Source organism: Kitasatospora sp. NPDC101235 (assembly GCF_044767505.1).
GTDB lineage: Bacteria > Actinomycetota > Actinomycetes > Streptomycetales > Streptomycetaceae > Kitasatospora.
Genome location: NZ_JBIWNZ010000012.1, coordinates 183,505 through 210,413 on the forward strand (window position 1 = coordinate 183,505; position 26,909 = coordinate 210,413).

Consider the following 26,909-nt stretch of genomic DNA (forward strand, 5'->3'; position numbering starts at 1 on the left):
AACCAGTGTGCCCAGCCGACGTACGGTGCGCACCGCCATTTCCACTTCCCGCGCGACAGCGACCGCGACCAGGATTGACGCACAGTCACCCAAGGCCGTCAGCGACCGGCCCCGGGCCGGTCGAGGGCGGCGACCTCGCGCACGGCGTCGGCGACGGCGCGGAAGTCCTTCTTCAGGATCGCGCCGTGGTTGCTGGGGACCTTCGCGCTGATCCCGATGTGCGGGTTGCGCTCGGTCACCGCAGGCAGGGCCGCGCGGATCATCTCCTGCTCGTCGCCGCGGCTGCCCAGCGACGACCCCGAGGCGACCACGTACCGGGTCGGGACGGTGATGGCGTCCAGCACCGGGCCCAGTTCGCGGGCGCTGCCGATCCTGCCGAGCTCGATGTTGCACTCGGACATCTGCTCGTGGGTCATCCGCGGGGTCAGCCCGGTGGGGCGCATCAGCGCCATGAGCGGGGCCCACTGCCGGAACTGCTTGCGGATGCGCTGCTCCATCTCCTCGGTGAGCCAGTCGTAGGGCAGCGCGCCGTCGACCAGGACGGCGCCGACGGTGCGCTGCGGGTTGCGCGAGGCGAAGTGCGCGCCGACGAACGCCCCGTAGGACCAGCCCACCAGCAGCGCCCGCTCGACGCCGCGGGCCGCGAGGACGGCGTCGACGTCCCGGACGGCGGCCTCGAAGGAGTAGTCCGCGGAGCGCTTCGACTTCCGCCCGCGGGCCCGCTCGTCGTAGGTGATGTGCCGCAACTGCGGGCCGAGGTCGGCCAGGACCCGGCGCCAGTAGCCCTGGGTGGCGAACTGGCCGTTGAGGTAGACCACGGGCAGGCCGGGGCCGCCGGTGTCGGTGACGGCCAGGGCGGTGTCGTCGACCGGCACCATGCCGGTCCAGGCCGTCGTGCCGGTCGCGGGTGTGGCGTTGTTCGTCATGGTGTCCCCCTGGATGGTGTCGGGCCGGGGCCGGTGTCAGAGGCTGCGGGCGGTGATGTCGCCGTGGGAGGTGGTGGCGCGGATGTCGAGCACGGTGGTGCCGTCGTTGCGCAGGGCGTTGCCGATGCGGCCGTGGCCGGTGCCGGCGTCCAGGGCCGCCGAGACGCCGGCGGCGGCGCCGACGGTGATGCTCCCCAACTGGGTGCTCAGCTCGACGGTGCCGCGCTGCGCCTCGGTGATCCGGATGTCGCCGCGGGTGGTGCTGATCCGGGCGGGGCCGGCGAGGCGGCCGACCTCGATGTCGCCGTCGACGGCGGTCAGGTTCAGGCTCGCGGCCTCGTCGACCTTGGTGTGGCGGTACGCGCCGTCGAAGGCGACGTCACCGAGGCGGCCGACGCCGCGCAGTTCGGCGGCGGCGGCCTTGCCCCGGACGGCGGAGCCGGCCGGCAGCTGGACGGTGACCTCCAGGGAGCCGGTGGAGCCGAGGAGCTGGTGTTCGGCCGCGGCGGTGACGATCCGCAGGACGCCGTCGGCGAAGGAGACGGCGGTCCGCTCGGCGGCCTGGACGTCGCGGCTCTTGCCGGGCTCGGCGGGCCGGACCTCGACGGTGGTGTCGCTGCGCTCGGCGGCGATGAGCCGGACGCGCCCGCCGGGGATGTCCAGGACGACGGTGATCGGGGCGGAGGTGTCGAACTTCTGCATCGTGCTCTCCTGTGCGGGTGCGGGCTCAAACCCGGCTTCGGGCCTGCCCGGTCGGTGTTTCCGACATTGGAAACGCTACGTTGCTTTCAAAGTGTCGGCAACTAGTTCGTTGCGTAAAAACTGCGTCATTGCAGGTGAATAGCGGGAAACTGTTGCAACGGGTGTGCCGGGTAATGCAACGAGGGCCGTTGCGATCATTGCAATGGGTGGAAGGTGAACGCTATGGTGGGGCCGACCGGGAGCAACGCAGCGACGACCATCGAGGAGAACGCGATGCCGGGAGGCAGGCTCACCCAGCAGGAACGCCGGCAGATCGCGCTGGGGCTGGCCGACAGCCTCCCCTATGCCGAGATCGCCCGGCGCCTGGAACGCCCCACCTCGACCGTCACCCGCGAGGTGATGCGCAACGGCGGCCCCCTCGCCTACCGCGCCGACCTGGCCCACCGCGCCACCGAACACCGCGCCCAGCGGCGCCGGCCCGCCACCGCCGGCGCCCCGCAGTCGGGCCCGCAGCCGCACGGGCGCGACAGCGAGGCCGTGGCCGCGTACGAGGAGCAGCTCACCACCGTCCTGATGGGCTCGGGGCTGAACCGGATGGGGGCCCGGGTGGTCACCTGCCTGTCGACCACGGACGCGGGCAGCCTCACCGCCGCCGAACTCGCCCAGCGCCTGCAGGTCAGCCCGGCGTCCATCTCCAAGGCGATCTCCTTCCTGGAGAGCCAGAGCCTGGTGCGCCGGGAACGCGACGAGCGCCGCCGCGACCGCTACATCGTCGACGACGAGCTCTACTACCAGGCGGTCATCGCCAGCGCCCGGGCCAACGACAAGGTCATCGAGACCGCCCGTCAGGGCGTCGCCGTCCTCGGCCCCGGCACCCCCGCCGCCGTCCGTCTGGAGAACATCGCCCGCTTCCTCGACTTCATCAGCGAGAGCATCGTGCGCGCCGCCGAGCAGGCCCGCGAGGTGCTCCACACCAAGCCCGCGACGGCCGTCGCTGACGACGCGCCCGCCCCGCAACGGGGGTAGCCGGGCCGCGGGGGCCGGGGGAGTGGGAAGTCGGCGGGGCCGACTTCCTGCGCACGGGCGGGTCAGGGGGTCAGGACCAGGCGGCCGCGCAGGCTGCCGGCCTCCAGGCGGCGGTGGGCCCGGGCGGCGTGCTCCAGGGGGAGGGTGTCGGCCACCCGCAGGGTGAGGCGGCCGTCGGCGGCGAGGGCGGACAGGTGGGCGAGGGCGGGGCCGTCGGCGGTGATCCACACGTTGGCGACCCGGATGCCGCGCAGGGCCGCCGGGGCGCTGCCGGCCGCGACCGCGACGAAGGTGCCGCGCCCGCGCACCGCGCCCAGGGCCCGTACGCCGAGCAGGGCGGCGTCGATCGCGCCGTCGACCCCGCCGGGCACCGACTCCCGTACGGCGGCGGCCGGATCGGGCGCCGTGCGCGGCACGAACCACTCGGCGCCCAGCTCGCGCACCGGCTTCTCGTCGTCCTCCCCGGCGAGGGCGATCACCCGCAGACCGCGCAGGGCGGCCAGTTCGACGGTGAAGCCGCCGACCGCGCCCGCGGCGCCGGTGACCAGCAGGGTGGAGCCGGCCGGCAGGTCGAGCAGGTCGAGGGCCTGCAGTGCGGTGAGGCCGTTGAGGGGCAGGGTCGCGGCCTGCGCGAGGGTGGCGCCCGCCGGGGCGGGGGCGAGGGCGTCCGCGTCCAGGACGACGTGCTCGGCGTAAGGTGCCGAGGTCGGTGTCCAGGCGGTCGCGCAGGCCCACCACCCGCTGCCCGGGCGCGAATCGCGTCACGCCGGGACCGACGGCGTCCACCGTCCCGGCCACGTCCCAGCCGATGCCGGTCACCGCCCGGGGTGCCATCAGCCCGGCCCCGGCGAGCACCCCGGAGCGGGTGACCACGTCCACCGGGTTGACCCCGGCCGCCGCCACCCGCACCCGCACCTGCCCGCGGCCCGGCTGCGGCGCGGGCGGCAGGGGCGGGGCTGACCCGCCGCTCCGGCGGCCGTCACGCCAGGGCGGCGGCCAGGCGCTCGGGCAGGGTGGCGTACGGGCGGCAGTCGACTACGGGCAGCGCGTGGGTGCGGGCCTGCTCGGCGAGCCAGGTGCTGTAGCGGGCGCTGACGGCGGCACGCTCGGGCTGCGGGCCCGAGTCGGGCTCGCGCTCGGCGTAGTTGGCGTCGATGCGCCGTGGGTCGTCCTCGTGCAGGAAGACCGCGCGCACGCGCCGACCCTGCCGGGCGGCCTCGGCGCCGGCGCGGGCGGCGGCGGCCGGGGTGAGGTAGTCGCCCTCCACGATCGCGGGCACGTCCACGGTGAGCCGGTTGCGCACGACGCCGAGCAGCGCGTCGTCCAGGGCGCGGGCGGTGGCGATCTGGAGCTCCAGGACGCGGTCGGCGGGCAGCGCGTCGGGGTCGGGCAGGGCGGAGAAGTGGTGCAGGCCGGGGTGGCCGGTGGGGGTGGTGGCGGCCTGGAGGGCGGCCACGACGTCGTCGAACTCGACCACGAACGCGCCGTGCCGGGCGGAGAGGTGGGCGGCGGCACGGCTCTTGCCGATGCCGGAGGCGCCGCCGATCAGCAGGACGTCCCAGGGGCTGTCGTCGGTGTGCATACCGGCACGGTAGACGGTTCGGGGTGCGGCGGGCTGCGGGGGGTGGGGGAGACGGTCCGGGGCGCGCCTTCCGGCCCGGCCCCGCGCCCCCGGCACGGCCCGTACGGCAGCGGGCGCGGTCAGGTCCGGTCGCGGTTGGCGGAGCGGCGCACCGCCCAGGGCAGGACGAACCACAGCACGGTGAAGATCAGCGCGACGGCGCAGGTGATCGGCACCGCCGCCGCCGTGCCGAGGACGACGTCGAGGACCAGCAGCACGGCGCCGGTCAGCGCGGAGGCGAGCAGCAGCAGGCCGGCCTGGGCGATGCGGGCGGAGACGGTGACGATCCGTGCCTTGCCGGGGTGGCGGTACAGCCCGCGGTGCAGGGCGACGGGGGTGGCCAGGACGGCCGCGGCGACGACCGTCAGCAGCAGGGTGGCGACGTAGATGTCCTGCTGGGCGTCGCTGAGCTGGGTGAAGCGCGGGGTGAACGCGACGCCGAGCAGGAACGCGAAGACGATCTGCACGCCGGTCTGGAGCACCCGCAGTTCCTGCAGCATCTCCACCAGGCGCCGGTCGGCGCGCACGGCCGGGTTCTCCCAGCCGGGCGGGGGAGCGGAGTTGGGCCGGTGGTCGGGCGGCGGGGAGTCCGGGGGCGGCGCGCTGGTCACGCGTCAGCTTCTCACGGCCCGTCGCCGGCGTCCGGCTCCGTACGGCCCGCCGCACCGTCCGGCTCCCTGCGGCTCCCGGGCCCCGCGTGGGCGCCGTCGCGGCCCGCGCCCTCAGCGCCGTCCAGGCGGTGCTGCCAGGCGGTGAGCAGGCCCTGCAGGGCGCCGGCCTCCTCCGGGCTCAGGTGGGCCAGCAGGCGGTGCTCGTTGCGCAGATGGGCGGTGAACGCCTCGTCGATCAGACGCCGGCCGGCGTCGGTGAGGGCGACCACGCGCCCGCGCCGGTCGTCCACGGCGGGGCGGCGGGTGACCAGCCCGGCCCGCTCCAGGCGGTCGATCCGCTTGGTCATCGCGCCGGTGGTCACCATCGTGTGCGCGGCCAGCTCGCCCGGCGCCCGCTCGTACGGGGCGCCGGCACGGCGCAGCGCGGCGAGCACGTCGAACTCGCCCTCGCCCAGGCCGTAACGCTGGTAGACGAGGGTCAGTTCGGCGGTCAGGCGGGCGGCGAGGCGATGCAGGCGCCCGATGACGGCCAGCGGGGAGACGTCGAGGTCGGGGCGCTCGCGCCGCCACGCGGCCTGGACCCGGGCGACATGGTCCTCGTGCTGGTCGGGCTCCATGGACGCCACCCTACTCCAGTAGCTTCCCGGGAAGCTATATTGCCTTCCATGGAAGCCACTTTGCGGTGGGTGCTGCTCACCGCCCTCGCCCCCGTCGCCTGGGGCGCCAACTACTGGGTCACCCACGCCCACCTGCCCGCCGACCGCCCGCTGTGGGGCGCCGCCCTGCGCGCCCTGCCCGCCGGCCTGCTGCTGCTCGCCCTCGCCCGCCGCCGCCCGCACGGCGCGTGGTGGTGGCGCAGTGCCCTGCTCGGCCTGCTCAACACCGCCGCCTTCTTCGTCCTGCTCTACCTCGCCTCCCAGCTGCTTCCCACCAGCGCCGCCGCCACCCTCATGGCCGCCTCCCCGCTGGCGATGCTGCTCACCGCCTGGGCGCTGGCCGGGCAGCGGCCGCGCCGCGCGCACCTGGCCGGGTCGGTGGTGGGCCTGGCCGGGGTCGCCCTCGCGCTGGCCGGACCGGGGGAGGGGATCGGCTGGGCGGGGCTGGCGGCCTCGGCGGCGGCGATGCTGGTCTCCTGCGTCGGCTACGTGCTGGCCGCCCGCTGGCGCGAGGGCGCCGACCCGCTCGCCGCCACCGCCTGGCAGCTGACCGCGGGCGGCCTGGTGCTGCTGCCGCCGGCCGCCGCCGTCGAGGGCGCGCCCCCGCCGGTGGACGCGCCCACCCTGCTCGCCTTCGGCTACGCCACCGTGGTCGCCACCGCGCTCGCCTTCACCTGCTGGTTCGCCGGACTGCGCCACCTGCCGGCCGGCACGGTGGGCCTGCTCGGGCTGCTCAACCCGCTCACCGGCGTGCTGCTGGGCACCGCACTGGACGGCGACCCCTTCGGAGCGCGCCAGGGCGCGGGGCTGGCACTGGTGGTCGCCGGCATCGTGCTCGGGCGCCCGCGCACCGGCGCGGCTGCCGAGCCTGCCGCCGAGCCCGGCCCCGCCGCCGGGCCTGATGCCGCCGAGCCCTGCGCCTGCGCGACCTCGCCGGCGGGGCGTGACGGCGGGGCGTGACGGCGGCCCCGGAACCCCCGCGGGTACCGGGGCTCCGCTTGCCTTCCGGCCGGAGCGCGTGATCCGATGGCGCGAGCATCGCGTGCCGGTGACGGACTGCGTCAGGCATGGAGGTGCACAACCGAAGGGACCGCCACCCGTGGCCTCCCCCTCCACCGGCCGTACGGCCGCCCTCAGCCTTCAACTCTCCCGCGCGCACCAGGACTTGCGCCGCCGCCTCGCCGACCTGCGCGCGAACCTCGGCCGGCCCCGCCGCCCAGGCGGCGACGAAGCACTCCTCACCCACTGCCTGGCCTTCTGCACCGCCCTGACCAACCACCACCAGGGCGAGGACGGCGGCCTGTTCGCCCAACTCCTGCGCGAACGGCCCGACCTGGCGCCGACCATCGGCAAACTCGTCGAGGACCACGGCTTCATCGCCCACATCCTCACCCGGGTGCGCCACCTCGCCGACCAGGCCGCCAACGCCGCCCCCGGCGCCGACCCGGAAGCCATCGGACGCGAACTCGACGGGCTCGCCGCCATCATGGACTCCCACTTCGCGTACGAGGAACGCGCCATCGGCGCCGCCCTCGACGCGGGCGTCGCCGACGACGGCTGGTCCGAGCCCGTGCTGCGCTTCGGAGCGCCGCGCAGCCCGGCCCCGTAGGACCCGTCCAGGACCCGGCGCCGTAAAACCCTTCGCCCCGCGCGGCCCGGCGTCCCTACACTCGCCACGCAGCCGCGCCGACGCGCGGCCCGCGCGACGACCGTGACGCACGAGACGAGGAAAGGGGGGCGAGCGGCCATGCCGAAGCAGAGCGCCGCCACCCCCTCTCCCGCGTCGCGGTACGAGGTGATCATGGTGTCCCCGTCCTCCCGGTGCCCGCTGCGCGGCCGGCACCGGAGCAGTGCCGCCACCCTCTGACACCGGCCCCGTCCGACCACAGGGTCTGTCCACACAGCCGCATCCGACGGCTCGTCGGCACTGCCGAAATCGCGCGCCCACCCCAGAAACGAACCGCCTCGAAAGGCGCCCGGGCCATGCGCACCCACACCACCACCACCGAGAACACCATCGCCGCCGTCCGCAACCTCGGCATCCTCGCCCACGTCGACGCCGGCAAGACCACCGTCACCGAACGGATCCTCTACCTCACCGGCACCACCCACAAGCGCGGCGAGGTCCACGACGGCACCACCGTCACCGACTGCCACCCCCAGGAACGCGAACGCGGCATCACCATCTTCGCCGCCGCCGTCAGCTGCACCTGGGCCGGGCACCGGATCAACCTCATCGACACCCCCGGCCACGTCGACTTCGCCGACGAGGTCGAACGCTCCCTGCGCGTGCTCGACGGCGCGGTCGCGGTGTTCGACGCGGTCGCCGGCGTCGAGCCGCAGAGCGAATCCGTATGGCGCCAGGCCGAACGCCACGGCGTGCCGCGCATCGCCTTCGTCAACAAGCTCGACCGCGCCGGCGCCGACCTGGACACCGCCGTCGCCTCCATCCGCGAACGCCTGCACCCGCGCCCGCTGGCCGTCCACCTGCCCATCGGAGCCGAGGAGTCGTTCACCGGCGTCGTCGACCTGATCCGCCTGCGCGCCCTCACCTGGGACGACGACGGCACCCCGCACGAGGGCCCGCTCCCCGCCCACCTGGAAGCCGCGGCCACCGAGCGCCGCCGCGCCCTGGAGGAGGCGGTGGCCGAACTGCACCCCGACGCCCTGGAGGAGTACTGCGCCCACGCCACCCTCACCGCCGCCACCCTCACCGCAGCCCTGCGCGACCTCACCCGCACCGGCGAGGCCGTCGTGGTGCTGTGCGGCTCCGCCTACCGCAACCGCGGCATCGAACCGCTCCTGGACGCCGCCGTCGCCTACCTGCCCTCCCCGCTCGACGTCCCGCCCACCCGCTCCGCCGACCGCACCCAGCAGCGCGAGGCCGACCCCCGACAGCCCCTGACCGCCCTGGCGTTCAAGGTCACCGCCGCCCCGACCGGGCGCCTGACCCACCTGCGCCTGTACGCCGGCACCCTGCACCAGGGAGACACCGTGCTCGACACCACCACCGGCCGCCGCGAGCGCGTCGCCCGCATCCTCACCGTCCTGGCCGACCGCCACACCGAGACCGCACACGCCCGCGCCGGCGACATCGTCGCCGTCATCGGCCCCAAGCACACCCGCGTCGGCGCCACCCTGTGCGACGCCGAGCACCCCATCGTCCTGGAGGCCCCCGTGAGCGCCGAACCGGTCGTCACCGTCGCCGTCGAGGCCCGCCGCGCCGCCGACACCGACAAGCTCGCCGCAGCCCTGGCCCGCCTGGCCGAGGAGGACCCGTCCCTGCGCGTGGCCACCGACCCCGAGACCGGCCAGCGCACCCTGTCCGGCCTGGGCGAACTGCACCTGGAAGTCGCGGTGGAGAAGGTCCGGCGCGAGGCCGGCGTCGAAGCGGTGGTCGGCCGGCCGAAGGTCGCGCTGCGCGAGGCCCTCGTCGAGGGCGTCACCGGCTTCACCTACCGGCACGCCAAACAGGACGGCGGCGCCGGGCAGTTCGCCCACCTCGTCCTCGACGTCCACCCCCTGCCGGAAGGCGCCGAGGAGGGGTTCGCGTTCGCCTCCACCGTCACCGGCGGACGGGTGCCACGCGAGTACGTGCAGGCCGTCGAGGCCGGATGCCGCGACGCCCTCACCGAGGGACCGCTCGGCGGCCACCCGGTCACCGGCGTCGCCGTCACCCTCACCGACGGGGCCACCCACCCCAAGGACTCCTCCGAGCTCGCCTTCCGCACCGCCGCCCGCCTCGGTGTGCGCGAGGCACTGCGCGCCTCGCGGATGCACCTGCTGGAACCGCTCGCCGAGGTGAGCGTCACCGTGCCCGAGGATGCCCTCGGGACCGTCCTCGGCGACCTCGCCGCCCGCCGCGGCCACGTCCGGGCCACCGAACCCGGCCCTGGCACCACCGCCCAGGTCAGCGCACTGGTACCGCTCGCCGAACTGTTCGGCTACGCCGGGCGCCTGCGCGGCCGCACCCAGGGCCGCGGCACCTTCACCACCCGCCCGGCCGGCTACGCCCCCGCCGGCTGAGCAGCGTCGCCCGGCCCCGCCCCTTTGCGCGGCGGGGCCGGGCGCCTGCGGCCGTCACAGCGCCCCGGCATCGGCCGCCGCCCACGCCGACGGGTACAGCGGACGCCAGCCCAGCTCCCGGCGCGCCGCCGCCGTCGACACCTGTCCCTCCCACGGGTCGAACGGCTCCTGCGGCGAACCGCCCGGGTGCACCTGCCCGTTGAGCGCGTACAGGTCCCAGGCCGTCAGCGGCGCGTCGTCGCCGACGTTGTACGTGCGCCCCTCGATGCCGGGCGCCACCACCGCGCGCCACAGCGCCCGCGCCACGTCCGCGTGGTGCACCACCGCCAGACGCTGGTGCGCGGGCCAGTTCGCCGCCCACCGCAGCGACTGCTCCAGGTGCGGATCGCCCTGCCCGTACACGAACGCCAACCGTGCCACCACCAAAGGAAGTTCGTCACCCAGCACGCGCAGACCCGACTCCGCCTGCGCCTTGGAGGCCGCGTACACCCCCCACGCCGGATCCGGCGCGAGCCGGTCGCCCTCCACCGCGGGGCGCCCCAGCCCCCGCCCGTACACCAGGTTCGTACTGGTGTGGACGAACCGCGCCACCCCGGCCTTCGCCGCCTCCCGCCCCAGCGCCACCGCCGCGTCCCGGTTGACCGCCCACGCCGCCTCGTCCGGCACCCCGCGCAGCGCCGCCGCCACGTTCAGCACCACCTCGGCCCCCGCCAGCGCCCGCGCCCGGTCCGCCTCCTCGCACAGGTCGCCGACCACCACCTCCACCCCCGCACCCGCCAGAGCCGCCGCCTTCGCCGCGTCCCGCACCAGCACCCGCACCGAGGAGCCGTCCGCCCCGGCCCACCGCACCAGCCGCGGCACCAGCCGCCTGCCCACCGCACCGGTCGCACCCGTCACCAGGATCTTCGCCATCGCCCGCCCCCTCCAGGGGAGTTGTTCTCCTCCGACGCCCACCACCCTGCCCGCGGCACGAACGGCGCGGCAGAGACCTCCCGAACCAGGGACCGGCGATCCCTGGTTGCCGCGTGCCCCGGCCGGTCATGCTGGGGGCATGATCGACCGAGCGGCACTGGCCGACTTCCTCACCCGCACCCGGGCCCGGCTCGCCCCCGCCGACCTGGGGCTGCCGCCCGGGGCGCGACGGCGCACGCCCGGGCTGCGCAGGGAGGAGGTGGCGCAGGTGGCGGGACTGTCGGTGGACTACTACGCCCGCCTGGAGCAGCGGCGCGGCCCGCAGCCCTCGCCGCAGCTGCTCGCGGCGCTGGCCCGGGCACTGCGGCTGAGCGAGGACGAGCGCGACCACCTGTTCCGCCTGGCCGGACACGAGCCGCCACGCCGACACGGACCGCTCGGGCACGTACGGCCGGGACTGCTGCTGATCCTGGACCGGCTGCACGACACGCCCGCCCAGGTCGTCTCCGACCTCGGCGACGTCCTCGCCCAGAACCCGATGGCCGCCGCCGTCTTCGGCGACGTCGCCGCCCTCGCACCCGAGCGGCGCAACCTGCTGCTGCGCTGGTTCACCGAACCGGACACCCGGGCACTGTTCCCGCCCGAGGACCACGAGGACCTCGCCCGCGCCCACGTCGCCGCCCTGCGCACCGCCCACACCGCCCGCCCCGGGGACCGGCGCGCCGCCGAACTGCTGGAGCAACTCCTCACCACCGGAGAGGAGTTCACCTCCCACTGGGAGCGCCACGAGGTCGCCCGGCGGCGCAGCGGCCGCAAGCGGGTGCTGCACCCCGTGGTCGGGCCGCTGGACCTGGAGTGCGAGGTGCTGGCCGCCGGCGGCGAGGAGCAGCTGCTGCTCGTGCACACCGCCGCGCCCGGCAGCGAGTGCGCCTCCCGGCTGGAACTGCTGCGCGTCGTCGGCGCCCCGGCCCCCGCCTGAGACCCCGCTGCGCCGTGGCGGGGGCCGGGGCCCGTAGGCTGGGCCGGGCCGTCACGGCACAGACCGTCACCAGAACGCACAAAAGCGACCGACCGACAGAAGCGGGCAGGCAGGGGCAATGCAGTTCGACGACCAGGGCGACCTCGACACCTCGCAGGTGGACGACCGGCGCGGCATCCCCGGCGGGAAGCTCGCCATCGGCGGCGGGGCCGTGGGCCTGATCGCGGTGCTGGTGGCGGTCGTCCTCGGGGTCGACCCGCAGCTGCTGGGCCTGTCCTCCGGCTCCGGCTCCTCCAGCTCCTCCGGCGTGCGCACCGAAGGCGAGGCGCAGAAGACCTGCAAGACCGGGGCGGACGCCAACAAGCGCCAGGACTGCCGGATCGTGGCCGTCACCAACAGCCTCCAGGAGTTCTGGCGCACCGAGCTGCCGCGCGCCGCCAAGGTCCCGTACAAGAACGCCGAGACCGTGCTGTTCACCAGCCAGGTCTCCACCGCCTGCGGCGCGGCGACCTCGGCGGTGGGCCCGTTCTACTGCCCCGGCGACAAGAAGGCCTACTTCGACCTCGGCTTCTTCAACGATCTGTCCGCCCGCTTCGGCGCCAAGGGCGGCCCGTTCGCCGAGTCCTACGTCGTCGCCCACGAGTACGGGCACCACATCCAGACCCTCACCGGCGCCATGCAGAAGGTCGGAGGCGACCGCCAGGGCGCCACCAGCGGCTCGGTGCGCCTGGAGCTTCAGGCCGACTGCTACGCCGGGGTGTGGGCGCACCACGCGACCACCACCCCGCAGGCCTCCACCGGCCGTCCGCTGATCGCCTCGCTCACCGACCAGGACATCGCCCTGGGCCTGGACGCGGCCGCGGCGGTCGGCGACGACCGGATCCAGCAGCAGGCCACCGGCCGGATCAACCCGGAGGCCTGGACGCACGGCTCCGCCGAGCAGCGCAAGGCCTGGTTCACCACCGGCTACCGCAGCGGCGACCCCGCCCAGTGCGACACCTTCTCGGCCGCCAAGCTGTAAACCGCAGCGGCCCTCGGAAGCCTCCGTCAGAGGCCCCGGTCAGAAGCCCCCGTCCGCCGGCCCGCCCCGCGCCCAGTCCCAGCCGGCGATCGCCTCGCGCAGCCGGCGGGCGGAGGCGGGCAGGCGCGCCTGCGCGTCCCAGAACAGTGTCAGGGAGCGCCGGCAGTCGGGGCTGTCGACGCCGACCCACACCAGCGGCAGGCGGGTGGCGGTGCGCCGGGCGATGGCGGGCACCAGGCCGATGCCCAGGCCCGCGCTGATCAGCTCGGCGATGGCAGCGGCCTCGTTGCTCTCGCAGACGATCCGCGGCACCAGGCCGTGCGCGGCGAACAGCCGGTCCAGCAGGCGGCGCTGCCAGTGCCCGGGGCGGGCGGCGATGAACGGCCGCTGGGCGAGCTCCTCGACGCCCACCGTGGTGCGGTGGGCCAGCGGGTCGCCCACCGGGACGGCCAGCCACACCTCCTCGTCCAGCAGCAGGACCGACTCCAGGCCCTCGGCGGCGACGGGCTGGGAGACGACGGCGAGGTCGACGTCCTGCGCCCGCAGCCGACGGGCCATCTCCTGCGCGCAGAGCTGGTGCAGCTCGATCTCCACCCCCGGATGGCCGCGCTTGAACGCGGCCAGCGGCCCGCCGAAGGCCAGGAAGGTCTCCGAGGCCAGGCGCACCGTGCCCAGCCCCTGCCCGGCCGCCTCCGCCACCGCCCGCCGACCCGCCTCCAGTTCGCCGAGCGCACGCTCGACGTGGCCGCGGAACAGGTGCCCGGCCGCGTTCAGCCGCAGCCGCCCGCCCCGCTCGAACAACGGGGTCCCCAGCTCGGCCTCCAGCCGGGCGACGGAACGGCTCAACGACGGCTGCGCGACGCGCAGTTCCTCGGCCGCCCGGCTCAGGTGCTCCAGCCGCGCCACCGCCAGGAACTGCGCGAGCGTGTTCAGCTCCACCAAGGCCCCCATGCCTCGGGCGTCATAACGCCATAGCGATATTGATCTTAGACAGGATAGCCGGACGGTCATAGCGTCATGGGCAGGGCCGCACACCGGCAAACAGCGCGGCCCGACGCCGGCTCGAGGAAGGACGCCCATGGCCATCGCCGCCGACAGGACCCCACCGCAGCCGCAGGCCCGGTCCGCCACGGGGGAGCGGACCGGGCCCGCCGGACGGACCCTGCGCGCCCTGGCAACCGCCCACACCACCGCCGTCTTCGGCCAGCCCGTCTTCGCCGGCGTCTACCTCAGCGGCGACTACGACGCCCTCGGCTGGCACGCCACCGGCGCCAACGCCGTCACCTCCCTCGGCTACGTCCAGCTCATCGCCGCCCTCGTGCTCTGGATCCGGCTGCGCCGCGCCTGGCCACTGACCGCGACCCTCGCCGTGGTCGCGGCCGAGACCGTGCAGTACTTCGCCGGACTCGACGGCGCCCTGTGGCTGCACCTGCCACTCGGCGTCGCCACCATCACCGCCACCGTCGTCCTCACCATCGCCCTGTGGCGCACCCCGATGCCCCCACGCCGGCCCACCCGGCGGGAGGACGACCGTGCCTGAGCCCCGCACCAGCGGCCTGACTCGCCGTCAGATCCTCGGCATCGGCGGCGCGTTCGGCCTGCTCACCACCGCCGGCCTCGCCACCGCCGCCACCCTCGCCCGCCGCCCCGCCACCACCGGCGGCCACCTGCGCAGCACCGCCCAACTGCCGCCCCCCTACCAGGTGCCGCTGCCACTGCCCGCCGTCCTCAAACCCGTCTCCACCGACGGCGCCGCCGACCGCTACGAGATCGTCCAGCGCGAGACCAGCGCCGAGATCCTGCCCGGCCTGCGCACCCCGCTGTGGACGTACGGCGGCTCCTTCCCCGGCCCCACCATCGAGGCCCGCCGCGGCCGGCCCGTCACCGTCACCCACCACAACGAACTGCCGGTGCCCACCGCCGTCCACCTGCACGGCGGCCGCACCCCCGCGGAATCCGACGGCTACCCCACCGACCTCGTCCTGCCCGCCGGCTGGCCCCAGGCCCCCCACGTCATGCCCGGCATGGCGGGCATGGACGGCCACGGGGGCGGCATGGGCGCCATGACCGACCCGCGCGCCGTCACCACCCGCCTCAAGCGCGACCACACCTTCCCCAACGACCAGCGCCCCACCCTGCTCTGGTACCACGACCACCGCATGGACTTCACCGCCCCCGCGATCTGGCGCGGCCTGGCGGGCCTGTACATCGTGCGCGACGACGCCGAGGACGCCCTCGGCCTGCCCGCCGGCCCCCGCGAGATCCCGCTGATGATCGCCGACCGCGCCTTCACCGCCGACGGCGCCCTCACCTACCCCTCCCTCGACCCCACCCTGCGCGAGCGCCCGGGAGTGACCGAACCCTACGTCGCCGGCGTCCTCGGCGACGTCATCCTCGTCAACGGCGCCCCCTGGCCCGTCCACGAGACCGACGCCGCCCGCCACCGGCTGCGCCTGCTCAACGGCTCCAACGCCCGCCACTACGAACTCGAAGTCCGCACCGAGGACGGCCGCCGCCTCGACCTCGTCCAGATCGGCGCCGACCAGGGCCTGCTCGCCGCCCCCGTCACCCACCAGAGCCTGCCCATGGCCCCGGCCGAACGCTACGACCTGGTCGTCGACTTCGCCTCCGCACCCGTCGGCTCCCTGGTGCGGATCGTCAACCGCCTGGGAAGCGGACGCACCCGCGACATCATGGCCTTCCGCATCGCCCGCCCGGCCACCGACGACAGCCGCATCCCACCCGCCCTCGCCACCGACCTGCCCGACTGGCACCGCGAAGACGCCGTCCGCACCCGCGACTTCGCCTTCCGCGCCGGCCGGATGAACGGCGGCCACGGCTGGCTCATCGGCGGCCGCCCCTTCGACCCCGCCCGCCCCGACGTCACCGTCCCCCTCGGCGACACCGAGATCTGGCGCCTGATCGCCGACGCCCACCACCCCGTCCACCTCCACCTGGTCGGCTTCCGCATCCTCACCCGCGGCGGCAAACCCCCGCTGCCCCACGACGCCGGCCTCAAGGACACCGTCTCGCTGCGCCCGGGGGAGTCGGCGGAGATCATCACGCGCTTCGACGGCTACCGCGGCCGCTACCTCTTCCACTGCCACAACGCCGAGCACGAGGACATGGGGATGATGGCCAACCTGGAAGTCGTCTGAGCACCCGGTGCGCGCGGCTTGACCGGCCCATTGCGCGGGCCGCGCCCACCGGGCGCACGGGCGGGTGCGAGGGCCTGCGGGTGTGCGGCGGGGCCGGGCGGGACACGGCGAACGCGACCGGAACATGACGTTCCGTCCTGTTCGAGGCGAAGTGCCGGACCTTCACAGGTCTCCCATCAGATGATCACTCTGCTGCCGGAATCCCGACCCCCGCAGTACGGGGCGGTCCACTCCAATTCCCTTCGCACACACCCGAGCAGCGAAAGGCCACCACCCCCATGACCCGCCCCGCCGACCACCCCACCGCCGACCGGATGCTGCGCGAGGCCGCCGCCCGCCTGGACCGGCGCCGCTTCCTGACCGTCACCTCGGCCGCCGCCGCGCTCGCCTTCAGCGTCAACCTGCCCTCCGCACACGCCACCGACAACGAGATCGCCCCGCGCGCCATCGGCGACAACCCCTTCACCCTCGGCGTGGCCTCCGGCGACGCCACCTCCGAGGCCGTCGTGCTGTGGACCCGCCTGGCCCCGCGCCCCCTGGAGCCCGGCGCCGGCCTGCCGCCCACCGGCTCCGTCAAGGTCGCCTGGGAGATCGCCCGCGACGAGAAGTTCCGCCGCGTCGAGCGCCGCGGCACCGCCCGCGCCCACGCCGAGTTCAACTACGCCGTCCACGTGGACGTCGACGACCTCGACGCCGGACGCGAGTACTGGTACCGCTTCACCGTCGGCCCCTGGTCCAGCCCCGTCGGCCGCACCCGCACCGCCCCGCCGCGCGGCAGGAAGCTCGACAGCGCCCGCATCGCCTTCGTCTCCTGCCAGGCCTACGAGGACGGCTACTTCACCGCCTACAAGCACCTCGCCGGCGAGGACCTCGACGCCGTCTTCCACGTCGGCGACTACATCTACGAATACGGCATCGACGCCGTCGGCGGCGACCGCAAGTACACCGACCGCACCCTCGCCGCCCACTTCAACCACGAGACCACCACCCTGGAGGACTACCGGCTGCGCTACTCCCTCTACAAGAACGACCCCGACCTCCAGGCCGCGCACGCCGCCCACCCCTGGTACGTCACCTGGGACGACCACGAGGTGGAGAACAACTACGCCGCCGGCATCCCGGAGAAGAACCAGGACCCGGCCCCCTTCGTCGCCCGCCGCGCCGCCGCCTACCGCGCCTACTGGGAGAACCAGCCGCTGCGCATGCCCCAGCCGCGCGGCACCGAGCTGACCCTCTACCGGCGCGTCCACTTCGGCCAGCTGGCCCAGTTCGACATCCTCGACACCCGCCAGTACCGCGACGACCAGGCCAACGGCGACGGCTGGCAGTACCCCACCCCGGAGTCCGACGACCCCAAGCGCACCCTGATGGGCGCCACCCAGGAACGCTGGTTCGCCGAAGGCCTGCGCCACTCCAAGGCCACCTGGAACGTGGTGCCCCAGCAGGTCGTCTTCTCCCGCCGCAAGAACACCACCGCCGACCGCTCCAAGCTCTCCATGGACGCCTGGGACGGCTACCCGGCCGCCCGCGAGCGCTTCCTGCAGACCGTCGACCAGTCCGGCGTCAAGAACCTCGTGCTGCTCACCGGCGACGTGCACGTGGCCTACGCCCTGGACGTCAAGCGCGACTTCAACGACCCGAACTCCCGCACCGTGGGCGTGGAGTTCGTCGGCACCTCGATCAGCAGCGACGGCGACGGCGAGGAGAAGCCCTCCAACTGGAACAACCTCATGTCGGCCAACCCGCACATGAAGTTCTACGACGGGCGCCGCGGCTACACCGTCCTCACCCTGGACCGCCACCGGGCCCGCGCCGACTACCGGGTGGTCTCCCACATCACCCGCCCCGGCGGCACCCTGTCCACCGCCGCCTCCTTCACCACCGAGGCCGGCAACCCGGGCATCCGCCCCGCCTGACCCGGGCCGCGCAACCCGCCGGTCCCGCCGCCTTGAGGGAGGCGGCGGGACCGCACCACGGCCCCCGGGCCCCGAGAGCGCTCGGCACCGTCCGCGAAGCCCTCCTCCGAGGGACCTGTTCAGCGGGCGTGTTCAACCGGCGCGTTCAACGGACGTGTCCAGGGGCACGGAAATCCGTGGACGGGCCCACGGAAGATCACATACTCTGTGGCTCCACGCCCTGAGACGAACGGAAGGAGGCGAGTGCCGTGCGGTTCACACCTTTCCAGCGCTCCCTCTTCCGCTGCCCCGGCGTGGTTCGCGAATTCTGACCGGGAGCGCTCCAAGCAGCCTTCATCCCGGAGGAATCCATGACCGATCCGGTCATCCGCGCGCTCTCCGCGAGCGACGCCCATCTCTTCGACGCACTCCCCGACCCCCTGGGCGCCCGTGAAGGCCATCGGCGTACCCGGTTCCGCCCCGACTGGAAGCGCGTCGCCCTGCGCGACGGCGAGGTCGTCGCACGCGGCGCCTGGTGGGGCGGCCCCGACGACCCGGAGCCCGTCAACATCAACTGGTTCGACGTGGCCGAGGGCGAGGAGGAGGCCGGAGCTGAACTCCTGCGCTCCGCGCCCTGGCAGGTCGAACTCGAGATCAACCTGCCCGGCGGCTGGCGGGACCGCACCGACCTGCGCGCCGGCGCCGAGGCCCGCTTCACCGCCGCACGAGCCGCGGGATACGAACTCCTGGCAGAACGCTTCCTCTACCGCTGGACCCCGGAGCGAGGCCTGCCCGAGCGGCCCGCACGCCTGCGCTTCAGCGCCGAACCCGACGACACCGTGTTCTTCGACGCGCTGCGCCGCATCCACTCCGCCACCCTGGACGCCCACGCGCTCAAGGCCGTCGAGGAGGGCGGCCTCGACCAGGCCGCCCAGGAGGAACTCGACTTCTTCCACTGGTGCCCCTCCCCACGGGAGTGGTGGCAGATCGCACACACGCCGGCGGGCGACCTGGCCGGCATCCACATCCCGGCCCACAACCCCTCCGGCCCGACCATCGGCTTCATCGGAGTCGTCCCGGAACAGCGCGGTCGCGGCTACGCCTACGACCTCCTCGCGGAGTGCACCCACTTCCTCGTCGAGCAGGGTGCGGAGTCCATCAGCGGGGCGACGGACCAGGCCAACTTCCCCATGGCCGCGAACTTCGCCAAGGCCGGCTTCCCCGTCGTCCGTGAACGCATCAACTTCCACCCGGCGGGCCGAGCGGCCTAGCGAGGAGTAGCACGCGGTGAGTGGTCCGGTCCGAGGGCAGGCCCGGACCGCTCACCGGTGCCCGGCGGCGCGCCTCACCCCCCGCATCGGCGGGACCGCTCACCTCCGTGACGCCTCGTAGGCCTCGCGGACGGCCGACGGGACTCGCCCGCGCTCGTTGACGAGGATGCCGTGGGTGCGGGCCCAGACGTGGATCGGCTCGTCCTGCGGCCGGGGGTCGGGCTCGCGGGCGGCGGCAGGCGTGCCGGGGCCCGTCCAATCCCCCGAGGAGACTCCCTCCAGCAGGTCCGCCGCATACCGGAAGAACGCGGACAACGAGGCGTACACGCCCTCCTCGGGGCAGGACGCCTCCGCCCACGTGCCGACGGTTCCGGTGACCGTGTCCACGAACGTCCCGTACAGGCCGTCGCGTTCGGCGGCGATCGGCACCCAGGTGCGGCGCCAGAACGGGCAGTCGGGGTCCTCGGACGGTTCCGCCTCCTCCAGGGCCGTCCGACTGAGGTACACCCGCTGGATGTCCGTCAGGCCCAGCAGCATGTGGCCGCCGGGCACGGGCACGTCGCAGCCCCGCGTCACCAGGCACGAGGGCATGTCGGGCCGCACGCCGGCGTCGATGCCGTTCACCAGGAGCCACTGCCGCAACTCCGGCGGCAGCGTCAGGCCCATGCGCCGTTCGGCCCGCTCGACGGCCTCCCGGCTCCCCGGACCGCCGAGCGCGGCGAACACCGCCGGGTCGTGCCGCTCCAGCCACCCGGTCACCCGGCCCCACGCCTCCCGTACGTCTCCCGCCCCGGGTACCGGAGTTCCGGTCACGTGCGATCCCTGCTGGTCATCCATGGGAAGACCGTACGCGGAGCCACTGACAGGGACCGGTCCGACGCCTGGCCGCGCGGTGGTGCGGCCGGGCCGGCGGGGGGAGTTTCGACATCGATCGACTGATTTGTGATCACGGTTCAGCGACCTTCCGCCTGCCGGCGAATAAATCGCTCCTCCCGACTCCCCGGCGGCGGTAGGTTTCCCGACGCACATATTCATGATCGTCACGGGGATTCATCATTTCCACTCAGTCTGTCGAGCCGTCCCACGGCGCTGCGCCCACCGAGCCCGCCTCCGACACCACGGCCCCGGCCCCGGACCTGCCCGGCTACGGCGAGGGGCAACTCAGCTGCCGGCACTGCGGATCCGTCCCGGCCGTGGACGCGACCTTCCGCGGGCACCTGGGCCTCATCATCATCCTGAAGTACCTGAAGACCCGGGGGCCGTTCTGCCGCAGCTGCGGCATCGCCACGCACCGCGAGATGACCTCCGACAGCCTCTGGCAGGGCTGGTGGGGCATACCCTCGATGATCGTCAACCCGATCATCATGCTGATCAACATCCCGCAGCGCCTGAAGGTCAACAAGCTGGCGGAGCCGCTGCCCGGCGCGCCCCGCCCGCCGATGGGCCCCGGAAGGCCGGTGTACCTGCGGCCCACGATCCTCGGCGTGCTCATCCCGGCGATCCTGATCTCGGTGATCGTCCTCGTGGAGAAGGGCGACCCCGAGTTCGCCAAGGCCGGCGACTGCATCCACAACAACAACCCGGTCGTCCTGTCCGGCGTCATCGACAAGAACGCCGACGTCGAGGTGGTCCCCTGCTCCGACCCGAAGGCCGAGGCCCGCGTCGTGGGCCGCAAGGACGACACCAACGACGGCGAGAACGTGTGCCGGACGTCCTTCCCCGACTCCGACGGCTACTTCACGTACAAGCGGGGCAGCAACAAGTACACCCTCTGCCTGCAGAGCCTGGAGAACCCGCAGCAGAAGAAGCCGGCCACGATCTTCGGCCCCGTGAACCCGTGACCCTGTAGTCCTCGGCGAGTCTCTCGGGCCGGGCCGGTCTGCCCCTCGCGGCAGCCTGCCCGGCCCGCACTCAACACGCGGGCCGAAGCGATCGGCCGCAGCCCCGCAGCGCCGCCCTGGCCCGGGCGGCGCCGGTACGGGTGGTGGCCTCGCCGCCGCCGATCCCGGCGGGCCGGGGCACGAGGCCCGCGCAGGGGCCGCAGATTCCCGAACGGGGCACCGGGTCATGGCACTTGGTGCACTCGGCGTACCGGGCCGCTGCGGGCCGAACGGCCGGGGCGGGCGGCAGTTTGCGCTCCAGGCGGTAGCGGAGCACCGCGACCGCCGAGTGCATCGGGGCGGGCAGGCCCGGCAGTAGGGCCTGGGCGAGGTCGGCGGCGCTGCTGCCGCGCTCCAGCCACTGCGCGACCAGGGGAGCGAGTTCACGCGCCTCGGCCTCACCCAGGCGCAGCCGCGGCTCCGGGCGGATCACCCGGAACAGCGTGGCGACGGCCTCACGGAGCTGCTCGTCCGGCACCTCCGCGGCCTGGCCACCTGCACTCTGATGATCCGTCACATCAGAGGCAGGGAAGGAGGGTTCTTGGTGCCGGTCCTTTGGAAGGGCGCCAGCGCCACCGGTGGCCGCTCGACCGGGAACCGGACGGGTGACACCCGGCGGCGCGAGCTGCGGGGTGTCGTAGACGTGGGTCTCGGTGGCGATCGTGCCGTCGGGCCTGCGGATCTTCTCGACCCGGTAGTACCCGGCGGCTGTCAGCTCCTTCAGGGCCTTGCGGATCGCGCCGCGCCCCTGGGGGCTGGTGTCGGCCATGTGCCGGCCGTCCTCGCGCCACCCGTCGGGGCGGGAGAGGAGGTCCGCGAGCAGGCCGCGGGCGGTGAAGGAGAGCCGTCGGCACTGCAGCATGCCGTTGGGCAACACGGTGAAGTCGCGCACGTGGGCGCTACGATGAACACGCATCGGGAGTGTCTGCTCCTGTTGCCGGACCCCGGGGTGTTGGTAGCACCGCCGGGGTCGCCTGTTTTCGGTTGAGGTAACGGAACGTACCACGGCGATCACGCACACAGCGGGCGTTCGCGACAACTGCCCCGACTGGGGAGCCATCCGCTCCGGCACCGTCGCCGCAGCGGCCCCCGGTGTCCGGCTTCACCCGTGGCCGCCCGGGTGGTGGACGCCGAGGCTGCCGTAGGCCAGCAGAACGCCGGCCGGGTCGCCGGGTTTGCCCCGCAGTACGGCATCCAGGAAGGCGAGGGTGGCCGCGGCGACGACGCGCGGGCCCTCGGTGCGGCTCAGGGAACCGACGATCGAGGGCACGGGCGGCAGGTACAGGGGGCCGTCCATGAACGTGAGATGTGCGGCGCCGGGGACGGTGAGCCGGTAGCTCGTCGCGGTGCTGGAGTCGAGGGCCTCGGTGAGGCGGGGCAGGTAGCGCGGGTCGGTTGCCGGGGTGACGGCCTGGGTGAGCGCGAGCACCGGCTGGTGGAGGGAGGGGGAGGCGGGGCCGTGGGGGTAGCCGTCCAGATCGATGACGGCGTCGAAGCGGCGGTCCTGCCGGGCTGCCTGCAGGGCGGCGGCACCGCCCATGGAGTGGCCGGTCACCGCGGCCCGGCCGGTGTCCAGGCGTCCGGTCAGCGGGTCGGCGCTCTCACCCCGGTCCAGAGCGTCCAGCCGGGTGAGGACGAAGCCGAGGTCGGCGGCTCGAACCGCTGTCCAGCCGGCCGCCAGCTCCTCGTCCTTGGCCGGGTCGCCGGTGGAGGCGGTCTCGGTGGTGACCGTCCGGCCGTCGGCGAGGACGACGGCGGCGGAGTCGTACGGGTGGTCGAGGGCGGCGACCACGTAGCCGTGGCTGGCCAGCTCCTCCGCCCAGGCGGTGTTCTGGGTGCGCACTCCGCCCGACCCGGGAGAGAACAGCACGACCGGGAACCGTTCGCCGCCGCCGGCCACCGGGGCGTCGAAGACCGCACGGCTGCGGGCCCGCGGGACGCCGTCGACCAGGAAGCCGGGCAGGCCGACGCCGCGGGCGAGGGCCTCGGAGACGGTGCGCGCCTCGTGCTCCGTGCGTCCGAGGTACTGGGCCCGCCGCGTGCCCGCGGGGCTCTTCTGCGCGGGGTACCAGAGCTGGACCACGACCGTGCGCAGGTCGGTGGGATCGGCGCTGAAGGTCTCGGGGCGGCGCGGGTCGGTCCACTGCACCACGCGGGTGCCGACCGCGAAGTTGCCCGTCGGCTCGGGGAACACGGGCACGGGAAAGGCCCATGCGGCCACCGGGCCCATGGCGATCAGGCCGATGCAGGCCACCGATCCCGGCAGCGCCAGCCACCACCGCGCCCGCCATGCCGGCCGGCCGGGACGGCGCCGAAGCGGTCGCAGCAGGGGGGAGAGGGTGAACGGCAACGCGAAGGCGGCGCCCGCCAGTACCGGCAGCAGCTGCCAGCGGATTCCCGCCACGCCCAGCACGATCGCGGACGGCAGGAGGACCGCCCCCGCCGCGATCGTGACGCGCGGGCGGGCGACGGGGGGAAGCCAGCGCGCCACCACCAGCGCGACGGCACCCAGCAGGGCGAGGATTTCCAGGGGGGACATGGGCAGTCCCGCGATGTTCTCGGTCACCCGGCCATGCTCGGCTCCGGGCGTGCGCCGCCGCATCGATCACGGGTCGTCACCGTGGGCGACCGGGGTCGCAATCCGCGGCAGGTCCCTTTGCGACCGCAGTGGCAGTCGGGCACGCCGGATCGGCGGCCGCTCTGCGACCCCGGGAGGTAGCGGGACTCCTCCTGCGGTCGTATCCCGGCACGGTGCCCTCAGACGGTGGACTCATGTGCGGCGCGGGCCCGCGGCCTACGGTGACAGGGCCGCGGTACGTGCCGGGCGGCGCGAGGCGTACGGTCCCCGTACCCGACGCGGATCCGGCTGTCCGCGGTGGTGGCCCCGGCCGGGGCCACCATGACACTGAACCGACAGGGACATGTGATGGCCGAGGCGGCCGCGGAACCCGGCCATGCCCAACGGGTGCGGGATCGGTTGCGTGCGTGGTGGGCGAGGGCGGCCCTACGGCTGACGAGGTACGCCGACCGGGCCTTTGCACGAGCGGCGCGACCGGTGACGGCCGCCGTGCGCGAGGGCTCCCGGCTGCCGCCCGCGGTGTGGGACGCGCTGCTGCCGACGCTCCTGCTCCTCAACGTCATCACCACGCGCGCGCCGCACGAGCTGCCGGTGGCCACGGCCCTCACCGCCGCCCTCGCGCTGCCCCTGCTGTGGCGGCGCCGGGCCCCGTTCACGGTGTTCGGCGCCGTGGCGGTGGCGGCCTTCGTCCAGTGGCTGACGGACGTCCAACTGCCGGCCGACATCGCCCTGCTGGTGGCTCTCCACACGGTGGCCGCGAACGCGGGCCGGCGCGGCACGCTCGTCGCCGGTGCCGTCGTGGAGACAGGGGTCCTCCTGGCCTGCCTGCGCTGGACGACGGAAGGCGCGTTCCTGACCCCCTTCGTCGCGGCCACCGCGATGACCGTCGCCACCGCCGTCCTCGGCGTGAACGTGCGCACCACGCGCGCCTACCTCGCGGCCCTGGAGGAACGGGCCGCACGCCTGCAGCAGGAGCAGGAACAGCAGGCGCGACTGGCCGCCGCCGAGGAAAGGACCCGCATCACCCGGGAGATGCACGACATCGTCACCCACAACCTGTCCGTCATGGTCGCGCTCACCGACGCCGCCGTCTACGCGCAGCACAGGTCGCCCGACAAGGCCACCGCCGCGATGCTCCAGATCTCCGAGACGGGCCGGCAGGCCCTGACCGACATGCGGCGCTCGCTGGGCGTCCTGCGGACCGACGAACCGGACGCGCAGCGCCACCCGCTGCCCGGCATCGCCCAACTGGAGACCCTCGCCGACCAGATGTGCGCCGCCGGACTGCCCACCCGCCTTCACGTCCACGGCGGCCACACCCACATCCCCGCCACCGCACAACTCACCGTCTACCGCCTGGTACAGGAAGCCTTGACCAACACCCTCAAACACACCCCCGCAGGCACCCGCGCGAGCGTCCGGATCCAGTGCTCGACCGGGACCGTCACCGTGGACGTCACCGACAGCGGCCCCCGCCCGCCACGTCCCGCCGCCGCCACACCGTCCGGCCACGGCATCCCCGGCATGCGCGAACGCTCGGCCGCCTACGGGGGGACGCTGCGGGCCGGACCGCTCCCGGGCGGCGGCTGGGGAGTCCACACCCGGCTCCTCCTCGACAACGGCGCAGCGGCGTCCGCATGACGATCCGCATCCTGATCGCCGACGACGAAGCACTGCTCCGCATGGCCTTCAGCACGGTCCTGGAGGCCCAGCCCGACATGGCACCGGTCGGCGAAGCCGCGGACGGCGCCCAGGCCGTACGCCTCGCCCGGGAACTGCGCCCCGACGTCGTCCTCATGGACGTCCGGATGCCCGGGACCGACGGGATCGAGGCGACCCGGCAGGTCACCCGGGTCTCCCCGCAGAGCAAGGTGCTGATCCTCACCACCTTCGACCTCGACGAATACGCCTTCGCCGGACTCAACGCCGGAGCCTGCGGCTTCCTGCTGAAGAACACCAGGCCCGAGGAACTGCTCACCGCGATCCGCAACGTCGCCGCGGGCGACGCGGCGCTCTCCCCGCGGATCACCCGCCGCCTGCTGGAGAACCTCCGCCCCCACATCCCCGACGGCCGCAGCGCCGACCACGACGAGCGGCTGAGCCGGCTCAGCGCCCGTGAACGCGAGGTGCTCGTCCAGGTGGGCTGCGGCCTGTCCAACACCGAGATCGCGGCCACCCTGCACCTGGCGGAGGCGACCGTGAAGTCCCACCTGGGGCGCATCCTGCACAAGCTCGAACTCCGCGACCGGATCCAGGCCGTGGTCTTCGCCTACGAAAGCCGCCTCATCCACCCGGCGTGACACCGCAGCCCCCTCGCCCCGGGCGACCGCAGGACTCGCCACCTTCCGCACCCGAGGCACCTGTGCTTTCGCGAGACGGCACCCACCTGTCCGGAGCGAAAGCGGCTAGCGAACCACGGGGATCGCCCCGGAGCGCCAGTCGGCCAGGCGTTTGCGGATGCTCGCCACCATCGGCAGCCGGTCCGTCTCGGCCGGGGTGAACCATGCCACCTCGTGGGACTCGTCGGACACTTGCAGTTCCCCGCCGAGCGGGCGTGCGAGGAGGCAGATGGAGAACTCCTGGCGGACCTCGCCGTCGTCGTAGGCGAAGACGTGGCGGGGGTCGGTGTAGGTGCCGACGATTCCGGTGATCTCGACGTCGATGCCGGTCTCCTCGCGCGTCTCGCGGACACCGCACCCGGCGAGCGACTCACCGATGTCCATCCTGCCGCCGGGCAGGGCCCACATCCCGTTGTCGGTGCGGCGCTGGAGGAGCACGCGACCCGCGTCGTCGACCACGACGACGGACGCGGCCGGGACCAGCGAGTTCGCCTTCGGGGCGTTCGGATCGTCCTCGTAGTCACGCCTGGGCATGATCCACCACCTCCGTTGTCGGGGTTGCCCACAAGTTCTCGATGTGACCGGCGAAGCGATCGAACACACCGTCGTCCTGGGCCCGCTGAAGTGCACCATCGGGCGTCGCGGCCGATCCTACCGGGCGGCAGTGACGCGACGATCATGTCGTCGTATCCCGCAGCTTGGCTCAACACCCCACCGTGCGCGGGAAGTCGGCGGAGTCGATCACCCGCGCGTCGGCTTGGCGGGGGAGTGGTCGGTTGGGGTGGGGAGTTTGGCCATGCAGCCCGTCCAACCCGCCGCTGAAGAACCCGCGCCGCGCGCAGGAAGTCGGCCCCGCCGAATTCCGGCGCAGCGTGGCCGGCCTCCGGTCACGGAGCGAGCCGCAGGTGGATCGCGAGGGCGCCGAGCCGGTCCTTCTCCGGCGGGCGGCCGAGTTCAACGGGTCGGACGGATCATCGCGGTCAGTTGGGGCGAGTCCGGTGAGGGCTGCTGGGCGTTGAACGCCTGATAGCCCCAGGTCTCGTAGAGGCGCTGGACCTTCCCGTCCCCGGCGAGCGGGTTCACCAGCAGCGTGACACGGTCCTCGGTACGGCCGGCGAGCAGCGCGTCGTGGATGCGGCAGGCGGTGCCGGTGCCGCGCCAGGGCGTGCGGACGCTGATCTCCTTGATGGCCAGGGCGCCGGGCGTCGGTGAAAGCCGCCGGGGAGGGGATCGGCCCGTGCGCTTCCAGTACCGGCCGCCGGCGAAACGCAGTCAGGCCGGGCCGTCCGCACAGCTGGACGGCGCGGC

Annotated in this window: 25 protein-coding genes and 2 pseudogenes; 13 read left to right on the forward strand and 14 right to left on the reverse strand. The window is 74.2% G+C overall.

The features are described from left to right. Window positions 1-98: 98 nt before the first annotated feature. Both ACIRRH_RS21555 and ACIRRH_RS21560 read right to left on the reverse strand, forming a co-directional pair. Window positions 99-926 carry an alpha/beta fold hydrolase gene (locus ACIRRH_RS21555; RefSeq protein ID WP_403069669.1) on the reverse strand — a complete coding sequence of 276 codons (828 nt, stop codon included), beginning with the start codon at window positions 924-926 and terminating at the stop codon, window positions 99-101. 36 nt (window positions 927-962) lie between these two features. Continuing rightward, complete coding sequence (locus ACIRRH_RS21560) at window positions 963-1,628, reverse strand: DUF4097 family beta strand repeat-containing protein (protein ID WP_403069672.1); 666 nt, start codon at window positions 1,626-1,628, stop codon at window positions 963-965. 273 nt (window positions 1,629-1,901) lie between these two features. On the opposite strand from ACIRRH_RS21560, the gene ACIRRH_RS21565 reads away from it, so the two are divergent. Further along, on the forward strand, window positions 1,902-2,654 hold the full coding sequence (locus tag ACIRRH_RS21565) for a helix-turn-helix domain-containing protein (protein WP_403069885.1): 753 nt from the start codon (window positions 1,902-1,904) through the stop codon (window positions 2,652-2,654). Window positions 2,655-2,716: 62 nt separating this feature from the next. On the opposite strand, the gene ACIRRH_RS21570 is transcribed toward ACIRRH_RS21565, so the two are convergent. The 5 genes and pseudogenes from ACIRRH_RS21570 to ACIRRH_RS21590 form a co-directional block, all read right to left on the reverse strand. Beyond that, window positions 2,717-3,133: a zinc-binding dehydrogenase gene (locus ACIRRH_RS21570; protein ID WP_403069675.1), complete on the reverse strand. Its 417-nt coding sequence runs from the start codon at window positions 3,131-3,133 to the stop codon at window positions 2,717-2,719. Between the two features lie 313 nt (window positions 3,134-3,446). Continuing rightward, window positions 3,447-3,569: pseudogene (locus ACIRRH_RS21575) on the reverse strand (NADP-dependent oxidoreductase); the annotation flags it as partial. Window positions 3,570-3,633: 64 nt separating this feature from the next. Further along, window positions 3,634-4,236, reverse strand: a complete 603-nt coding sequence (locus tag ACIRRH_RS21580; RefSeq protein WP_403069677.1) for an AAA family ATPase — start codon at window positions 4,234-4,236, stop codon at window positions 3,634-3,636. Window positions 4,237-4,355: 119 nt separating this feature from the next. After that, window positions 4,356-4,886 carry a DUF6328 family protein gene (locus ACIRRH_RS21585; RefSeq protein ID WP_403069680.1) on the reverse strand — a complete coding sequence of 177 codons (531 nt, stop codon included), beginning with the start codon at window positions 4,884-4,886 and terminating at the stop codon, window positions 4,356-4,358. A 110-nt stretch (window positions 4,887-4,996) separates the two neighbouring features. Then, a pseudogene (locus ACIRRH_RS21590) lies at window positions 4,997-5,503 on the reverse strand (MarR family winged helix-turn-helix transcriptional regulator); the annotation flags it as partial. A 48-nt stretch (window positions 5,504-5,551) separates the two neighbouring features. On the opposite strand from ACIRRH_RS21590, the gene ACIRRH_RS21595 reads away from it, so the two are divergent. The 3 genes from ACIRRH_RS21595 to fusA all read left to right on the forward strand — a co-directional run bounded on the left by ACIRRH_RS21595 (window position 5,552) and on the right by fusA (window position 9,568). Continuing rightward, complete coding sequence (locus ACIRRH_RS21595) at window positions 5,552-6,502, forward strand: DMT family transporter (protein ID WP_403069683.1); 951 nt, start codon at window positions 5,552-5,554, stop codon at window positions 6,500-6,502. Window positions 6,503-6,641: 139 nt separating this feature from the next. Then, a complete protein-coding gene (locus tag ACIRRH_RS21600; RefSeq protein ID WP_403069686.1) occupies window positions 6,642-7,151 on the forward strand; it encodes a hemerythrin domain-containing protein in 510 nt (169 codons plus the stop codon). 374 nt (window positions 7,152-7,525) lie between these two features. Further along, window positions 7,526-9,568 (forward strand): elongation factor G, encoded by a 2,043-nt coding sequence (fusA, locus tag ACIRRH_RS21605; RefSeq protein ID WP_403069689.1) that lies wholly within the window; start codon window positions 7,526-7,528, stop codon window positions 9,566-9,568. A 54-nt stretch (window positions 9,569-9,622) separates the two neighbouring features. On the opposite strand, the gene ACIRRH_RS21610 is transcribed toward fusA, so the two are convergent. After that, window positions 9,623-10,480 (reverse strand): NAD-dependent epimerase/dehydratase family protein, encoded by an 858-nt coding sequence (locus ACIRRH_RS21610; protein WP_403069692.1) that lies wholly within the window; start codon window positions 10,478-10,480, stop codon window positions 9,623-9,625. A gap of 142 nt (window positions 10,481-10,622) precedes the next feature. On the opposite strand from ACIRRH_RS21610, the gene ACIRRH_RS21615 reads away from it, so the two are divergent. Both ACIRRH_RS21615 and ACIRRH_RS21620 read left to right on the forward strand, forming a co-directional pair. Further along, complete coding sequence (locus ACIRRH_RS21615) at window positions 10,623-11,459, forward strand: helix-turn-helix transcriptional regulator (RefSeq protein WP_403069887.1); 837 nt, start codon at window positions 10,623-10,625, stop codon at window positions 11,457-11,459. A gap of 118 nt (window positions 11,460-11,577) precedes the next feature. Next, window positions 11,578-12,480 (forward strand): neutral zinc metallopeptidase, encoded by a 903-nt coding sequence (locus ACIRRH_RS21620; RefSeq protein ID WP_403069695.1) that lies wholly within the window; start codon window positions 11,578-11,580, stop codon window positions 12,478-12,480. Between the two features lie 39 nt (window positions 12,481-12,519). On the opposite strand, the gene ACIRRH_RS21625 is transcribed toward ACIRRH_RS21620, so the two are convergent. Next, window positions 12,520-13,419 (reverse strand): LysR family transcriptional regulator, encoded by a 900-nt coding sequence (locus tag ACIRRH_RS21625; RefSeq protein ID WP_403069698.1) that lies wholly within the window; start codon window positions 13,417-13,419, stop codon window positions 12,520-12,522. A gap of 139 nt (window positions 13,420-13,558) precedes the next feature. Here ACIRRH_RS21625 and ACIRRH_RS21630 point away from each other — a divergent pair, with 139 nt between their 5' ends. The 4 genes from ACIRRH_RS21630 to ACIRRH_RS21645 all read left to right on the forward strand — a co-directional run bounded on the left by ACIRRH_RS21630 (window position 13,559) and on the right by ACIRRH_RS21645 (window position 18,804). Further along, complete coding sequence (locus ACIRRH_RS21630) at window positions 13,559-14,020, forward strand: hypothetical protein (RefSeq protein WP_403069701.1); 462 nt, start codon at window positions 13,559-13,561, stop codon at window positions 14,018-14,020. Further along, window positions 14,013-15,638, forward strand: a complete 1,626-nt coding sequence (locus ACIRRH_RS21635; protein WP_403069704.1) for a multicopper oxidase family protein — start codon at window positions 14,013-14,015, stop codon at window positions 15,636-15,638. Before ACIRRH_RS21630 ends, ACIRRH_RS21635 begins: the two co-directional genes overlap by 8 nt. Window positions 15,639-15,916: 278 nt before the next feature. Further along, entirely contained in the window at window positions 15,917-17,554 is a 1,638-nt protein-coding gene (locus ACIRRH_RS21640) for an alkaline phosphatase D family protein (RefSeq protein WP_403069707.1), read from the forward strand. Window positions 17,555-17,904: 350 nt separating this feature from the next. Continuing rightward, a complete protein-coding gene (locus tag ACIRRH_RS21645; protein WP_403069710.1) occupies window positions 17,905-18,804 on the forward strand; it encodes a GNAT family N-acetyltransferase in 900 nt (299 codons plus the stop codon). A gap of 99 nt (window positions 18,805-18,903) precedes the next feature. Here ACIRRH_RS21645 and ACIRRH_RS21650 read toward each other — a convergent pair whose 3' ends face one another. Further along, window positions 18,904-19,641 (reverse strand): SMI1/KNR4 family protein, encoded by a 738-nt coding sequence (locus tag ACIRRH_RS21650; protein WP_403069712.1) that lies wholly within the window; start codon window positions 19,639-19,641, stop codon window positions 18,904-18,906. Window positions 19,642-19,997: 356 nt separating this feature from the next. Between ACIRRH_RS21650 and ACIRRH_RS21655 the strand changes: the two genes are divergently transcribed. Continuing rightward, entirely contained in the window at window positions 19,998-20,645 is a 648-nt protein-coding gene (locus ACIRRH_RS21655; protein WP_403069715.1) for a hypothetical protein, read from the forward strand. 70 nt (window positions 20,646-20,715) lie between these two features. Here the strand turns inward: ACIRRH_RS21655 and ACIRRH_RS21660 are convergent, their stop codons facing one another. Together ACIRRH_RS21660 and ACIRRH_RS21665 are read right to left on the reverse strand one after the other, a co-directional pair. Next, entirely contained in the window at window positions 20,716-21,600 is an 885-nt protein-coding gene (locus ACIRRH_RS21660) for a hypothetical protein (protein WP_403069717.1), read from the reverse strand. Window positions 21,601-21,786: 186 nt separating this feature from the next. Continuing rightward, the gene (locus ACIRRH_RS21665; protein ID WP_403069720.1) at window positions 21,787-23,286 is read right to left on the reverse strand and encodes an alpha/beta hydrolase family protein; all 1,500 of its coding nucleotides are present in this window, start codon (window positions 23,284-23,286) and stop codon (window positions 21,787-21,789) included. Between the two features lie 453 nt (window positions 23,287-23,739). Between ACIRRH_RS21665 and ACIRRH_RS21670 the strand changes: the two genes are divergently transcribed. Further along, window positions 23,740-24,903: a sensor histidine kinase gene (locus tag ACIRRH_RS21670; protein ID WP_403069723.1), complete on the forward strand. Its 1,164-nt coding sequence runs from the start codon at window positions 23,740-23,742 to the stop codon at window positions 24,901-24,903. Beyond that, a complete protein-coding gene (locus ACIRRH_RS21675) occupies window positions 24,900-25,562 on the forward strand; it encodes a response regulator (protein ID WP_403069726.1) in 663 nt (220 codons plus the stop codon). The genes ACIRRH_RS21670 and ACIRRH_RS21675 overlap by 4 nt, the downstream gene beginning before the upstream one ends. Before the next feature lie 105 nt (window positions 25,563-25,667). On the opposite strand, the gene ACIRRH_RS21680 is transcribed toward ACIRRH_RS21675, so the two are convergent. Both ACIRRH_RS21680 and ACIRRH_RS21685 read right to left on the reverse strand, forming a co-directional pair. Further along, the gene (locus ACIRRH_RS21680) at window positions 25,668-26,135 is read right to left on the reverse strand and encodes an NUDIX hydrolase (RefSeq protein ID WP_403069729.1); all 468 of its coding nucleotides are present in this window, start codon (window positions 26,133-26,135) and stop codon (window positions 25,668-25,670) included. A 420-nt stretch (window positions 26,136-26,555) separates the two neighbouring features. Continuing rightward, on the reverse strand, window positions 26,556-26,684 hold the full coding sequence (locus ACIRRH_RS21685; protein WP_403069732.1) for a hypothetical protein: 129 nt from the start codon (window positions 26,682-26,684) through the stop codon (window positions 26,556-26,558). Window positions 26,685-26,909: the final 225 nt, after the last annotated feature.

What these genes read in the sequence shown, in the direction of transcription:
- ACIRRH_RS21555 (WP_403069669.1), bottom strand. Translation starts at nt 926, where the DNA reads ATGACGAACAACGCCACACCCGCGACCGGCACGACGGCCTGGACCGGC.
- ACIRRH_RS21560 (WP_403069672.1), bottom strand. Translation starts at nt 1,628, where the DNA reads ATGCAGAAGTTCGACACCTCCGCCCCGATCACCGTCGTCCTGGACATC.
- ACIRRH_RS21565 (WP_403069885.1), top strand. Translation starts at nt 1,902, where the DNA reads ATGCCGGGAGGCAGGCTCACCCAGCAGGAACGCCGGCAGATCGCGCTG.
- ACIRRH_RS21580 (WP_403069677.1), bottom strand. Translation starts at nt 4,236, where the DNA reads ATGCACACCGACGACAGCCCCTGGGACGTCCTGCTGATCGGCGGCGCC.
- ACIRRH_RS21595 (WP_403069683.1), top strand. Translation starts at nt 5,552, where the DNA reads ATGGAAGCCACTTTGCGGTGGGTGCTGCTCACCGCCCTCGCCCCCGTC.
- fusA (WP_403069689.1), top strand. Translation starts at nt 7,526, where the DNA reads ATGCGCACCCACACCACCACCACCGAGAACACCATCGCCGCCGTCCGC.
- ACIRRH_RS21610 (WP_403069692.1), bottom strand. Translation starts at nt 10,480, where the DNA reads ATGGCGAAGATCCTGGTGACGGGTGCGACCGGTGCGGTGGGCAGGCGG.
- ACIRRH_RS21620 (WP_403069695.1), top strand. Translation starts at nt 11,578, where the DNA reads ATGCAGTTCGACGACCAGGGCGACCTCGACACCTCGCAGGTGGACGAC.
- ACIRRH_RS21630 (WP_403069701.1), top strand. Translation starts at nt 13,559, where the DNA reads ATGGCCATCGCCGCCGACAGGACCCCACCGCAGCCGCAGGCCCGGTCC.
- ACIRRH_RS21640 (WP_403069707.1), top strand. Translation starts at nt 15,917, where the DNA reads ATGACCCGCCCCGCCGACCACCCCACCGCCGACCGGATGCTGCGCGAG.
- ACIRRH_RS21645 (WP_403069710.1), top strand. Translation starts at nt 17,905, where the DNA reads ATGACCGATCCGGTCATCCGCGCGCTCTCCGCGAGCGACGCCCATCTC.
- ACIRRH_RS21650 (WP_403069712.1), bottom strand. Translation starts at nt 19,641, where the DNA reads ATGGATGACCAGCAGGGATCGCACGTGACCGGAACTCCGGTACCCGGG.
- ACIRRH_RS21660 (WP_403069717.1), bottom strand. Translation starts at nt 21,600, where the DNA reads ATGCGTGTTCATCGTAGCGCCCACGTGCGCGACTTCACCGTGTTGCCC.
- ACIRRH_RS21665 (WP_403069720.1), bottom strand. Translation starts at nt 23,286, where the DNA reads ATGCGGCGGCGCACGCCCGGAGCCGAGCATGGCCGGGTGACCGAGAAC.
- ACIRRH_RS21675 (WP_403069726.1), top strand. Translation starts at nt 24,900, where the DNA reads ATGACGATCCGCATCCTGATCGCCGACGACGAAGCACTGCTCCGCATG.
- ACIRRH_RS21680 (WP_403069729.1), bottom strand. Translation starts at nt 26,135, where the DNA reads ATGCCCAGGCGTGACTACGAGGACGATCCGAACGCCCCGAAGGCGAAC.